10 protein-coding genes are annotated in these 13623 nt (G+C 70.9%); 9 read left to right on the forward strand and 1 reads right to left on the reverse strand.

From position 1 onward, the window contains the following. Positions 1–542: 542 nt before the first annotated feature. The gene (locus TX83_RS19710; protein ID WP_079248347.1) at positions 543–2042 is read right to left on the reverse strand and encodes a class II fumarate hydratase; all 1500 of its coding nucleotides are present in this window, start codon (positions 2040–2042) and stop codon (positions 543–545) included. Positions 2043–2374: 332 nt separating this feature from the next. On the opposite strand from TX83_RS19710, the gene purB reads away from it, so the two are divergent. The 9 genes from purB to TX83_RS19755 all read left to right on the forward strand — a co-directional run. Further along, positions 2375–3751 carry an adenylosuccinate lyase gene (purB, locus tag TX83_RS19715; RefSeq protein WP_064749699.1) on the forward strand — a complete coding sequence of 459 codons (1377 nt, stop codon included), beginning with the start codon at positions 2375–2377 and terminating at the stop codon, positions 3749–3751. A gap of 200 nt (positions 3752–3951) precedes the next feature. Continuing rightward, positions 3952–4869 carry a subclass B3 metallo-beta-lactamase gene (gene bla, locus TX83_RS19720; protein WP_064749700.1) on the forward strand — a complete coding sequence of 306 codons (918 nt, stop codon included), beginning with the start codon at positions 3952–3954 and terminating at the stop codon, positions 4867–4869. A 102-nt stretch (positions 4870–4971) separates the two neighbouring features. After that, positions 4972–5427 (forward strand): VOC family protein, encoded by a 456-nt coding sequence (locus tag TX83_RS19725; protein ID WP_064749701.1) that lies wholly within the window; start codon positions 4972–4974, stop codon positions 5425–5427. Positions 5428–5524: 97 nt separating this feature from the next. Next, positions 5525–6973 carry a hypothetical protein gene (locus tag TX83_RS23515; RefSeq protein ID WP_064749702.1) on the forward strand — a complete coding sequence of 483 codons (1449 nt, stop codon included), beginning with the start codon at positions 5525–5527 and terminating at the stop codon, positions 6971–6973. Positions 6974–7034: 61 nt separating this feature from the next. After that, positions 7035–7976: an ankyrin repeat domain-containing protein gene (locus TX83_RS19735; RefSeq protein ID WP_095179444.1), complete on the forward strand. Its 942-nt coding sequence runs from the start codon at positions 7035–7037 to the stop codon at positions 7974–7976. Positions 7977–8029: 53 nt separating this feature from the next. After that, positions 8030–9265, forward strand: coding sequence for a cupin domain-containing protein (locus TX83_RS19740; protein WP_064749704.1), 1236 nt, complete (start codon positions 8030–8032; stop codon positions 9263–9265). Further along, on the forward strand, positions 9262–10167 hold the full coding sequence (locus tag TX83_RS19745) for a GNAT family N-acetyltransferase (RefSeq protein ID WP_315851274.1): 906 nt from the start codon (positions 9262–9264) through the stop codon (positions 10165–10167). Before TX83_RS19740 ends, TX83_RS19745 begins: the two co-directional genes overlap by 4 nt. A gap of 311 nt (positions 10168–10478) precedes the next feature. Beyond that, positions 10479–13307 (forward strand): 2-oxoglutarate dehydrogenase E1 component, encoded by a 2829-nt coding sequence (locus tag TX83_RS19750; RefSeq protein WP_064749707.1) that lies wholly within the window; start codon positions 10479–10481, stop codon positions 13305–13307. 66 nt (positions 13308–13373) lie between these two features. After that, a partial coding sequence (locus TX83_RS19755) for a biotin/lipoyl-containing protein (RefSeq protein ID WP_315851275.1) occupies positions 13374–13623 on the forward strand: 250 nt, incomplete at its 3' end.

The raw sequence follows: 13623 nt of genomic DNA on the forward strand, positions 1-13623 counted from the left end.
TCAGGTCGACGTGGATCTCGTCGCCGATCGGCACGCTCTGCGGGTTGCAGGCGGTGGTGCCGACAAGCAGCGACAGGACGGCGGCGTAGCGCAGCACAGCGGTGAGTTTCATGAGCGAGGCTCCTGGTTATGGCGACCGGATCGGGTCCGGGGGTCGGGGGAAAATCGTCCGCGCTGCGCATCCGGCGCCGTTCGGGCGAAAGGCATAAACCGCGAAGATAACCCGGCCATTGCGCATCGGTTACCGCTCAATAACCGATCGCCGAAGCCGTGCCACCGCGGCGGGTCCGGCGGCTCGCGCCGCCGGATCGGCGCCTCCGCCGGGGCCGGCGGCGACGCGCGACGAGTGCGGCGGTGCCGGTGCCGGAGCGGATCCGTCCGCCCCGCCCCCTGCGCCGCCGGGGTCGAGATTATCCGCCTGGGTGTTTGCGAATATCCCCCCTGGGTGCGGCGAGGATATCCAAGCCGCGCCGATGCAAAATACCACCTGAGTCGCGAAACTAAATCCCCGCACATTTTCCGGCAAACGGCGCACGGCACATTCAGCCGCCGGCGCCGCCCCCGCCGGCCTGGATTCCGCCGCGGGTCAGCGCCGCCGGGTCGAGCAGGCGGCGCAGTTGTTTCTCGCTCAGCCCGCTGTCCTCCAGCGCCACCTCCAGCACCGGCCGGCCTTCCTTATAGGCGCGCTTGGCGATCGCCGCGGCCTTTTCGTAACCGATGATCGGATTGAGCGCGGTGACCAGGATCGGATTGCGGTCCAGCGCTTCGCGCACCCGGTCGCCGCGCACCTTGAGCCCGGCGATCGCGTTGTCGGCGAGCAGGCGCATCGCATTGCCGAGCAGGCGGATCGAATCGAGCAGGTCGTAGGCGATCAGCGGCAGCATCACGTTGAGCTGGAAGTTGCCGCTCTGCCCGGCCACGGTGATCGCGGCGTGGTGGCCCATGACCTGGGCGCAGACCATCGCCAGGGCTTCGGGAATCACCGGGTTGACCTTGCCCGGCATGATCGAGCTGCCCGGTTGCAGCGCCGGCAGTTCGACCTCGCCCAGGCCGGCCAGCGGGCCGGAATTCATCCAGCGCAGATCGTTGGCGATCTTGCTCAAGGCCACCGCCAGCGCGCTGAGCTGGCCGGACAGTTCGACCGCGTCGTCCTGCGAGGCCAATCCCTCGAATTTGTCGGCGGCCGACTCGAACCGGGTGCCGGTCGCCGCCGACAAGGCCTTGGCCACGGCCTTGCCGAAGCGCGGATCGGCGTTGATGCCGGTGCCGATCGCGGTGCCGCCGATCGGCAGCCGGCGCAGGCGCTTGAGGCTGTCCTCGATGCGCTGTTGCGCCGAATCCAGCTGCGCCGCCCAGGCGCCGAACTCCTGGCCGAAGGTCAGCGGCATCGCGTCCATCAGATGCGTGCGGCCGGTCTTGACCGCCTTGGCCAGTTCCCGCGCACGCCCCTGGATGGTCTTGCGCAGATGCGCCAACGCCGGCAACAGAAATTCGACGATCGCCAACTGCGCCGACACCCGGATCGCGGTCGGAATCACGTCGTTGGAACTCTGGCCGAGGTTGACGTGATCGTTGGGGTGGATGGCGTGGCGGCCGTCGCGCGAGGCCAGGGCGGCGATGACCTCGTTGGCGTTCATGTTGCTCGAAGTGCCCGAGCCGGTCTGGAACACGTCGATCGGGAAATGCGCGTCGTGCTCGCCGGCGGCGACTTCGGCGGCGGCGGCGCGGATCGCCGCGGCCTGGGCCTTGCCGAGCAGGCCGAAACCGCCGTTGACCTCGGCCGCGGCGCCCTTGACCAGGGCCAGGGCGCGGATGAATTCGCGCGGCATCGGCACCCCGGAGATCGGGAAGTTCTGCACCGCGCGCTGGGTCTGCGCGCCCCACAGGGCCTGCGCGGGAACGCTGAGTTCGCCCATGCTGTCGTGTTCGGTGCGGAAACCGGCGCCGGCCTTCTTGCCGCCGGTCCGATCGTTGCCGGAGGCCTTGTCGCCGTCGCGCTTGCCGGCCGCGCCCGCGGCCGGAGTCTTGCGTTTGCTCGCCATTGCCAACTCCATTGAGTCGTGGGGGAGACGCGCCGCCTGCGCCGCGCGTCGTGTCGATCGGATCGCATCGACCCACTTTCAAGACCGGCCGCGAGGGGGCCGCCGTGAACCGGGTCGTCGTGCTGGCATCGGATTCCGCTGGCGGGCGCCATCATCGCCGCGGCGCCGGCAGGCGTCGAGTGCGGGCGGCGTTGACGCCCGACTCGGTCAGGTCGCCGGCCCGCCGGCCGAGCGCGCGCACCGGGGTTCCGCGCGACCGCCGCCCGCGGCCGCGGGCGGCGCGGCCCGCGCAGGGGGTAGAATGGCGGACTGTTTCCTCCCCGCCGCGTGCCATGTCCGCCGATCCCAAGACCACCCTGCTCGCCCTGTCCCCGCTCGATGGCCGTTACGCCGGCAAGGTCGACGCGTTGCGGCCGATCTTCTCCGAATTCGGCCTGATCAAGGCCCGCGTCAAGGTCGAGGTGGAGTGGCTGCTGGCGCTGGCCAACGAGCCCGGCATCGTCGAGCTGGCGCCGTTCTCCGACGCCGCGAGCGCACGCCTGCGCAAGCTCGCCGACGAACTCTCGGTCGAGGACGCGGCGCGGGTCAAGGAGATCGAACGCACCACCAACCACGACGTCAAGGCGGTCGAGTACCTGATCAAGGAGCGGCTCAAGGACGACGCCGAGCTGGGCCCGGCGCTGGAATTCGTCCATTTCGCCTGCACCAGCGAGGACATCAACAACCTCAGCTACGCGTTGATGCTCAACGAGGCCCGCCAGCACGTGCTGCTGCCGCGCCTGGACGAGCTGATCCAGAAGCTGCGCGCGATGGCCCACGACTACGCCGCACTGCCGATGCTCTCGCGCACTCACGGCCAGACCGCCTCGCCGAGCACGGTCGGCAAGGAAATCGCCAACGTCGTCGCGCGCCTGCAGCGCCAGGGCGAAACCCTGGCCGGGGCGCAGATGCCGGGCAAGATCAACGGCGCGGTCGGCAACTACAACGCCCACGTCTCGGCCTATCCGGACATCGACTGGCCGGCGTTCTCACAGCGCTTCGTCGCCTCGCTGGGCCTGGACTGGCAGCCCTACACCACCCAGATCGAACCGCACGACGGCATCGCCGAGGTCTGCGACGCCCAGCGCCGCATCGATACCATCTGCATCGACCTGTGCCGCGACGTGTGGGGCTACATCTCGCTGGGCTACTTCAAGCAGGCGGTCAAGGCCGGCGAAGTCGGCAGCTCGACCATGCCGCACAAGGTCAACCCGATCGACTTCGAGAACGCCGAAGGCAATTTCGGCATCGCCAACGCGCTGTTCGAGCATTTCGCCGCCAAGCTGCCCATCAGCCGCTGGCAGCGCGACCTGACCGACTCGACCGTGCTGCGCGCGCTCGGCACCGCCTTCGGCCACGCCCTGATCGGCCTGGACGCGCTGCTGCGCGGCCTGGGCAAGCTCAGCGCCAACCCCGAGCGGCTGGCCGCCGACCTCGACGCGTCCTGGGAAGTGCTGGCCGAGGCCGTGCAGACGGTGATGCGCCGCTACGGCCTGCCCAACCCTTACGAGCAACTCAAGGCGCTGACCCGCGGCCAGGGCATCAACGAAGCGTCGATGCGCGAATTCATCGCTTCGCTGGAGCTGCCGGCCGAGGCCAAGCAGCGCCTGCTGGCGATGACGCCGGGCAGTTACACCGGCCTGGCCGAGCAACTGGCGCGCCAGATCTGAGCGCAGCCGCCGCTGGCGGCCGCCCCTGGGTAGGAGCGGCGCGAGCCGCGACCGCGGGGTTGCGGACAGCGGCGCGGCAAACATGGAGCGGCACGGTCGCGACTTGCGTCGCTCCTGCAAAAGGACATACGCGGCGGTTTCGCTGCGCGGCGCGATCGAACATAGTGGACGGCCCCAAAGCTGCCGTTCGAGATGTGCCGATGCGACTGCGTGCCGGTTTGTCCGCCACCTCCCTGCTGTGCCTGTTGACCGCCTGCGTCGCGCACGCGCCGGCCAAGCCCGACCGCGCCGCCGGCACCGAGTTCGCGCCCTGCGCGGCCGACCCGGACTGGAACCAGCCGACCCAACCGCGGCGCATCCACGGCAATACCTGGTATGTCGGCACCTGCGGCCTCAGTGCGGTGCTGATCACCTCCGACCAGGGCCATGTGCTGATCGACGGCGGCAGCGAGCGCGCCGGCTCGTTGATCGAGGCCAGCCTGCGCGCGCTCGGCGTCGATCCGCGCCAGGTCCGCTATCTGCTCAATTCGCACGAACACAACGACCACGCCGGCGGGCTGGCGCACCTGCAGCGCGTCACCGGCGCGACCGTGGTCGCGCGCGCGCCCGCGGTCGCCGCGCTGGAGCGCGGCAAGGGCGACCGCGGCGATCCGCAGTTCCTCAGCGTGTCGCCGTTCGCGCCGGTGCGTGCGGTGCAGACCATCGGCGACGGCGAGACCCTGCGCCTGGGTCCGATCGCGCTGACCGCACACGCTACGCCCGGGCACACGCCCGGCGGCACCAGCTGGAGCTGGCGCGCCTGCGACGAGGCCGGCGATTGCCGGGCGATCGCTTACGCCGACAGCCTCACGCCGCTGACCGACGCGGTCTACCGCTACAGCGACGAGTCCGCGCACCCCGGCGTGGTGACCGCGTTCCGGCGCAGCATCCGCACCGTCGCCGAGCTACCCTGCGACATCCTGGTCACGCCGCATCCCAACGCCAGCAATCTGCTCGCCCGCCTGGACGCACCGTCCCCGGCGCCGCAAGGCACCAGCAACGACTGCCGGGCCTATGCCGCGTCCGGCAACGGCAAGCTCGAAGAGCAACTGGCCAAGGAAGCCGCATCGGCACCGTGAACCGATGGCTCGCGTCGCGTCCAACGGCGGCGCGGCGCATCGCCACGCCGCCTTAGCGCCGCGCCGCGCACGCTGCGGGCCTCTTGCCTGCGGAGACGCCCGATGCGTCAACTGATCAATATCGACGTGCCCGAGCTGGACGCCGCACTGGCGTTCTACACCCGCGCCTTCGGCCTGCACGTCGGTCGCCGCCTCGGCGCGGACGTGGTCGAACTGCTCGGCGGCAACGCACCGGTGTATCTGCTGCGCAAGCCGGAGGGCTCGCCGGCGGCCGGCGAGGAAACCCGCCGCTACGCCCGCCACTGGTCGCCGGTGCACCTCGACGTGGTGGTCGACGACCTCGACGCCGCCCTGGCCAGCGCGCTGGCCGCCGGTGCGCGCCAGGAGGGCGCGATACGCGCCGCGAACTGGGGCCGGATCGTGGCCATCGCCGATCCCTTCGGCCACGGCTGGTGCCTGCTGCAGTTCCTCGGCCGCGGCTACGACGAAATCGCCGGTCCGGCCGCCGGATCGCCTGCTGGATCGCCTGCTGGATCGCCTGCTGGATCGGCCGCCTAGGGTCGACCCCAGCTCGGGTCGCTCCGGATGGCGGACCGGCGCAGGCTGTGGCGAGATTCGGGCAGCCCGTCTCATCCCGCCTGCCGAGGCTGCCGCCATGTCTTTCGTCAGCGATATCGCCGGTACCGTCACCCGCGTGGTCGAACCGCTGCTGCAGCGCGAACCGCCGCCGCCCCCGCCGGCGTTGACGGCCGAGCAGATCCAGGCGCGCGCCGACGCCGCGACCTCCGACCCGCAGCAGCGCGAACTGCTGGTGCAGGGCTACACCCAGGCCCAGCAGGACCAGGACGGCGCGCTGTGGCAGCAGACCGAACAACTGCAGACCCTGTACCACGATCGCGAAGTGCTGACCCTGAGCCGCTCGCTCGGCGCCGACGATCCCGTGCCGGAAGGCTGGCACCGGGCCAGCGACGCGGAACTGGCCCAATACGGGCTCAGCGCTGCGCAATTGCACCCGCAAGGCTCGGGCTTCAACGCGCAGCTGTTCATTCCCGATCCGGCGGTGTTCGGCCCCGACGCCGCGCCGGTGCTGCAGTTCGAAGGCACCGACTTCGGCGACCTGGAGGACGTCAACGCCGACGTCGCCCAGGCGATCGGCAACGACGAGGCCTATTACAACCAGGCCATCGACATCGCCAGCTCGGTGGCCGAACACGGCGGCGACGAGGTGATCTTCAGCGGCCACTCGCTCGGCGGCGGCCTCGCCACCGCGGCGGCCCTGGTCACCGGCAACCGCGGCGTGGTCTCCAACCCGGCCGGCGTGCATCCGGCCACCGTCGAGGCCGCGCTGGCCGAACGCGGCCTGAGCTTCGAGCAGGCCGACGGCAACATCACCACCTACGCGGTCGACGGCGACCTGTTGACCGAACTGCAGGCGGCCACCTCCGGGCTGTCGGCCGACAACGCCGACGGCTTCGCCGCGATCCTCAACGGCGTCGGCCTGGCGGTGAACCGGTTCCAGGACGAGGTGCGGCTGCCGACCGACGCCACCGCCGAGGGCGTGCTGAACCTGCCCGACGCGGTCGGCCGCCGGGTGACCCTGGACGCGACCGACGCCGAGGGCAACCCGCGCGAGGACATCGTCTCGCTCGAAGACACCATCGACGGCATCAACGCCGCTTCCGACCGCTTGCCGATCGGCGAACTCGGCGACGTCGCCGAAACCGTCGGCGACGGCGGCGGCCTGTTCGGCGACATCGTCGGCGGCTTCGGCGACCTGATCGACAGCGGCACCGAATTCATCGACGAACACCTGCCCGGTCCGGCCGGCGACATCGTCGGCGTGTTCGGCGACGGCGTGGAGACCCTGGGCGACGGCATCGAATCGCTGGGCGATCTGGTCGAACAAGGCGGCGACGTGGCCGCCGATGCGACCGATGCGATCGAGACCGGCGTGGCCACCGCGATCGAGGCCGGCCTGGAGCCCGACACCATCCCGAGCGTGTTGGAGATGGTCGACCGGCACAGCTTCGGCGTGTTCGACGACTCCATGGCCAGCCATATCGGCGACCAGGAGGCGGCGCTGCGCGAGCGGCTGGATTCGTGACCACGGCCGCACCTGCACCGCGCCTTGCCGCGCCCGCGCCGATACTGCCTGTACTGCCGACATGCCAACCGCACCGTTCCAGACCGCTGCGCACTTCCGCCGGCTGTGGCCGGCGCTGTTGCTGAGCCTGGGCGCTTGCGCCGAGCGCGTTCCCGCCTCCGCCCCTCATCCCATCGCCGAGCCCGCCGCCATGACCGCCACCCCGCACTTGGAGCAGCATTTCAGCGGTCCCGAACTGGCCCTGGCCGAGGCCGCCGCGGCCGGACGCGGCGACGAGGTGCGGCGCCTGGTGAGCGAGGAGCGCGCCGACCCCAACGCGGTCTCGCCGGGTGGCCTGCCCTTGCTGGCCTGGCCGATCCTGCACGGCAACACCGACGGCGTGGCCGCGCTGCTCGACGCCGGCGCCGACCCCAATCGCGCCGTGCCCGCGCTCGGCACGGTCATGGTCTGGGCGGCCAAGGCCGAACGCCCCGAGTTGCTGCGCGCCCTGCTCGACCACGGCGGCGACGCCAACGCGCAGGACCTGGACCGGCAGCCGCTGACCCGCGTCGCCGCCCTGGCCGGACGCTGGGACAACGTGCGCCTGCTGATCGAGCACGGCGCCGACATCGACGCGCCCGCCCACGGCCGCCCCGGCGACACCGTGCTGGCGTATTACTCACGCGGCCAGTTCGACAAGGCGCACTGGCTGCTGGAACGCGGCGCCGATCCGGGCCACCGCCTCGACGCGGCCGCCGACCCGGAGCGCATCGGCGCCCAGCCGGTGGTCGAGAACGTCTACTGGTGGCCGGTCGACGCCGGCAAATTCCCGCAACTGGCGCAGTGGCAGCAGCGCTGCCAGGCCCTGCTCGCCGAGCGCGGACTGAGCCTGCCGCGCGAGCCGGCGCACCTGCGGCGATTGCGCGCCGTGCAGGGCGGCGGCAGCGCCGCGCCCGCCGTCGACGCGCGAGCCGAAAGCGAACGACGCGAACGCGAGCTGCGCGAGCGCCTGCCGCAACGCTGAGCGCCGGCCTGGGCCACGGTCGCGGCGGCGGCATTGGCGTAAACTCCGCGCCCATGCGACCGCTCCCCATCGAGATCGACGCCGCGCGACGCCCGCCCCTGGGCATGTCCGCCGCGGCCTTCCTGCGCGATTACTGGCAAAAACGCCCGCTGCTGATCCGCAACGCTTTTCCCGGCTACCGCTCGCCGATCCAGCCCGAAGACCTGGCCGGCCTGGCCTGCGAAGAAGGCGTGCTGGCGCGGCTGATTCAGCATGATCGTAGCCGCGACCATTACTCGCTGCGCCACGGCCCGTTCGACGAAGCCGAGTTCCCGGGCCTGCCGACCCAGGACTGGACCCTGCTGGTGCAGGATGTCGACAAGTGGGACGCCGACGTCGCCGCACTGCTGCCGGCGTTCGGCTTCCTGCCGCGCTGGCGGATCGACGACATCATGGTCTCGTTCGCCGCCCCGGGCGGCTCGGTAGGCGCCCACACCGACCAGTACGACGTGTTCCTGCTCCAGGCCCAGGGCCACCGGCGCTGGCAAATCGACGCCCGCCCCGGCGCGCCGCAGGACTTCCGTCCCGACGCCGAGCTCAAGCTGCTGCGCGAGTTCGCGCCCAGCCACGATTGGGTGCTCGGCCCCGGCGACATGCTCTACCTGCCGCCCGGCGTGCCGCACCACGGCGTGGCCGAGGACGCCTGCCTGACCTTCTCGGTCGGCATGCGCGCACCGTCCGCGGCCGAGCTGATGGGCGACTACATCGACACCCTCGCCGCCGAAGCCGACGAGAGCCTGCGCTACGCCGACCCGGACCTGGCGCCGCCGCGCGACCCCAACGAGATCGACGCCACCGCGATGGGCCGGGTGGTGGAAGCGTTGAACGCGCTGCGCATGAACGACCCCGACCGCCTCGGCGACTGGTTCGGCCGCTTCATCACCGTCTACCGCGCCGCCGGCGAAGTGTCGGCGGGCGGCGCGCCGGCGCGCTCGCGGATCGAGATCGAGTGGGAACTGGAACGCGGCGCCGGCCTGTGGCGCCACCCCTGGTCGCGGATGGCCTGGCGCCGCGCCCATCGCCGCGGCGCCGCGGCGCGGCTGTACGTCAGCGGCCAGGAATTCGCCCTGCCCGCCCGCGACGCACAAGCCCTGGCCGGCGCGGCCGAACTCGACGCGGCGGCCTACACCGCCCTGTCCGAAGCCGGGCGCGAATGCGTGCTGGCCTTGCTCGCCGCCGGCCATTACCGGCTCGGCCTGGACGAAGACGAGGCCGAGGACGGCCTGGGCGGAGACGGAGAAGAGGAATGAACGCCGGGTTCCGGGTGGTCGAGGTCCAGGACTACGCCGCCGCCCTGCCGGCCCTGCGCGCGGTACGCCAGGCCGTGTTCGTGCAGGAGCAGCAGGTGCCGGCCGAACTGGAGCACGACCTCGCCGGCGACCCGCTGTGCCGGCACGTGCTGGCGCTGGATGCCGACGATCGCCCGATCGGCACCGGCCGGCTGACCCCGGAACGGCGCATCGGCCGGCTCGCGGTGCTGGCGCCATGGCGCGGCCGCGGCGTCGGCGAGGCCCTGCTCGAGGCCCTGATCGCCCGCGCCAAGGCACTGGGCTGGCGCCGGGTGAGCCTGCACGCGCAAACGCCGACGGTCGGCTTTTACGCCCGTCACGGCTTCCTGCCGCACGGCCCGCGCTTCCTCGAGGCCGGGATCGAACACCAGAACATGCAGCGCCAGCTCGACGCCCCGAACCCGGTCGAAGACGCCGAAGGCGCACTGGCCGCGCTGATCGGCGCCGCTGCCGGCGCCCGCCGCGAGCTGTCGATCTACAGCCGCGAGCTCGACCCCGGCCTGCTGGACCGCCCCGAAGCCCTGGCCGCGCTGCGCCGGCTGGCCACCGCCGGCGGCCGCAGCCGGATCCTGCTGCAGGACCCGCAGACCCCGCAGCGCAGTCTGGCGCCGCTGCTGAGCCTGGCCCAGCGCCTGCCCAGCGGCTTCGAGTTCCGCGCCATCGAGGAGCCGGTCGACCTGGACTATCCCTCGGCGTTCGTGGTCAACGACCGCGACGGCTGGTATTTCCGCCCGCTCGGCCATCGCTACGACGGCGAGGCCAGGATCGACGGCGGCGCCCGCGCCCGTCAGCTGCGCGCGCAGTTCCTGCCGGTATGGGAGCGCGCCCGGCCCTGCAGCGAGTTCCGCGCCCTGGGCATTTGAACGGGACGGTTATCCGGGCAAGCCCACCACCGGGCCGAATCTGAGGCCCGGCTAAACCGCGCCGGCCGCGCCCGCCGCCGCGCCGGTACGGCTTGAAACCCGGCGCCGCCCCCCAAACTCCAGCGCATTGCCGGAACGGGCCGTATCCCGCCATCGGCCCGATATCGGGCCGAAACGGCCGCCTAGACGTAAGTAGTTATGCCGCTGGCCTTAACACTACCGTTATACTTCCGATTCTTATGAGCGCCGACCGCCGCCCGCGCGCGCGCGACGGCGCTTCCGAACCTCCCCCTGAGTTTCCCGATGCCATCGTGGACAGTCTCCTGAAGCAGTTTTCGCAGTCCTCGCAACTCGGCGCCAACGCCGCCTTCATCGAAGACCTGTACGAGCAGTACCTGGTCGATCCCGACAGCGTCGGGCCCAAGTGGAAAGCCTATTTCGACGGCTTCAAGGGCCGCGAAGCCGGCGACGTCCCGCATTCGGCGGCGATCGAGAGCATCGCCGCGGCCGGCCGCGCCGCTTCGCGCGGGGTGGTCACCGCCGCGGCCGGCGGCGGCAGCGACGAGCGCGAGCGCGCGGTCGGCAAGGTCATCACCGCCTACCGCTCGCGCGGCCACCTGGCGGCCAACATCGACCCGCTGGGCCTGCTGCAGAAGCCGGACGCGCCGGACCTGGCGCTGGGCTTCCACCGTCTGTCCGAAAGCGACACCGGCAGCGAGTTCTCCACCGGCGGCGTCGCCGGCAAGGAACGGATGAAGCTCGGCGACCTGCTCGCCCTGCTCAAGGCGACCTACACCGGCCCGATCGGCGCCGAGTTCATGCACATCGCCGACGCCGAGCAGCGCCGCTGGATGTACGAGCGCCTGGAAGGCGCCGGCGGCAAGTTCGGCCGCACCGCCGACGACAAGAAGCGCATCCTCGAGCGGCTGACCGCGGCCGACGGCCTGGAGCGCTACCTGGGCACCAAGTACGTCGGCCAAAAGCGCTTTTCGCTGGAAGGCGGCGACGCGCTGATCCCGCTGATGGACGTGACCATCCGCCGCGCCGGCGAACAGGGCGTGCAGGACGTGGTCATCGGCATGGCCCACCGCGGCCGCCTCAACGTCCTGGTCAACACCCTCGGCAAGCCGCCGCGCAAGCTGTTCGACGAGTTCGAAGGCAAGTTCGACCACGACGAGCACGCCCACACCGGCGACGTGAAGTACCACATGGGCTTCAGCGCCGACGTCGCCACCCCGGGCGGCCCGGTCCACCTGGCGCTGGCGTTCAACCCCTCGCACCTGGAAATCGTCAATCCGGTGGTCGCCGGCAGCGTGCGTTCGCGCCAGACCCGCCGCGGCGACAAGGGCCGCGCCCAGGTGCTGCCGATCCTGCTCCACGGCGACGCCGCGTTCGCCGGCCAGGGCGTGGGCATGGAGCTGTTCCAGATGTCGCAGGCGCGCGGTTTCGCGGTCGGCGGCACGGTCCACGTCGTGATCAACAACCAGGTCGGCTTCACCACGTCCGAGCGCCAGGACGCGCGCTCGACCCTGTACTGCACCGACGTGGCCAAGATGGTCGGCGCGCCGATCCTGCACGTGAATTCCGACCACCCCGAAGCGGTGGTGTTCTGCGCCGAACTGGCGCTGGACTTCCGCCAACGCTTCGGCAAGGACGTGGTCATCGACCTGGTCTGCTACCGCCGCCACGGCCACAACGAGGCCGACGAGCCGGCGGCGACCCAGCCGCTGATGTACCAGGTCATCCGCAAGCACAAGACCCCGCGCGAGCTCTACGCCGAGCAGTTGGTCGCCGAAGGCACGCTCAAGGCCGACGAGGCCCAGGCCCTGGTCGACCAGTACCGCGACAAGCTCGACGCCGGCGCGGTCACCACCGAGCTGGTCGAGGTCAAGCCGGACGAGTTCACCATCGACTGGTCCAAGTACCTGTCGGGCAAGCTGAGCGACGCGGTCGACACCAAGTTCGAGCGCAGCAAGCTCGACGCCCTGGCGGTCGAGATCAACGCCATCCCGGACAGCGTCAAGCTGCACCCGCGCGTGGCCAAGATCTACGAAGACCGGCGCAAGATGGCCGCCGGCGAACTGGGCGGCGACTGGGGCTTCGCCGAGAACCTGGCCTACGCCACCCTGCTCAGCGAAGGCTACAAGCTGCGCCTGGTCGGCCAGGACAGCGGCCGCGGCACCTTCTTCCACCGTCACGCGATCCTGCACGAGCAGAGCACCGACGAATACGTCATGCCGCTGCGCCGCCTGGTCAAGAACCCGACCGACGTGACCATCATCGACTCGCTGCTGTCCGAGGAAGCGGTGATGGCGTTCGAGTACGGCTACTCGACCGCCGATCCCATGACCCTGGACATCTGGGAAGCGCAGTTCGGCGACTTCGCCAACGGCGCCCAGGTGGTGATCGACCAGTTCCTGTCCTCGGGCGAGGCCAAGTGGGGCCGCCTGTGCGGCCTGGCCCTGTTCCTGCCGCACGGCTACGAAGGCCAGGGCCCCGAGCACAGCTCGGCGCGCCTGGAGCGCTTCCTGCAGCTGTGTGCGCTGGAGAACATGCTGGTCTGCGCGCCGACCACCCCGGCCCAGGCCTACCACATGATCCGCCGGCAGATGCGCATGAGCACGCGCAAGCCGCTGGTGGTGATGACGCCGAAGTCGCTGCTGCGCCACAAGTTGGCGGTGTCGAGCCTGGACGAGCTGGCCAACGGCGAGTTCCAGCACCTGATCCCGGACGCCGCCGCCAACCCCAAGAAGGTCAAGCGCGTGGTGCTGTGCTCGGGCAAGGTCTACTACGACCTGTACGAGGAAGCGCAGAAGCAGGGCCTGGACGACGTCGCCCTGGTCCGCGTCGAGCAGCTCTACCCGTTCCCGCGCGAAGCCCTCGCCGCCGAACTCAAGCGCTTCGCCGCGGCCAAGGACGTGGTGTGGTGCCAGGAAGAGCCGCAGAACCAGGGCGCGTGGTACCAGATCCGCCACCACCTCAGCGCCTGCCTGGCGCCGAAGCAGGCGCTGCACTACGCCGGTCGCGCCCGTTCGCCGTCGCCGGCGGCCGGCCATCTGGCCGACCACGTCGCCGAGCAGACCAAGCTGGTCGCCGACGCGCTGGTCAATTCGCTGCAAGGAGAGTCCAGCGCCGAATAAGGCGCTGGTTCTTCGAGTCACCCCCATACGCATATCCACATACAAGCAATCCAGGATGCCTGCCCCATGAGCACCGAGATCAAAGTCCCCGTCCTTCCCGAGTCGGTCTCCGACGCCACGATCGCGACGTGGCACAAGAAGCCGGGCGATGCGGTCAAGCGCGACGAGAACCTGGTCGATCTGGAAACCGACAAGGTCGTGCTCGAAGTGCCCTCGCCGGTCGACGGCGTGCTCAAGGAAATCAAGTTCGCCGAAGGCGCGACCGTCACCAGCCAGCAGCTGATCGCCATCGTCGAAGCCGGCGCCGTCGCCGCCG

The sequence above is a fragment of the Lysobacter antibioticus HS124 genome (genome assembly GCF_000336385.2).
GTDB lineage: Bacteria > Pseudomonadota > Gammaproteobacteria > Xanthomonadales > Xanthomonadaceae > Lysobacter > Lysobacter firmicutimachus.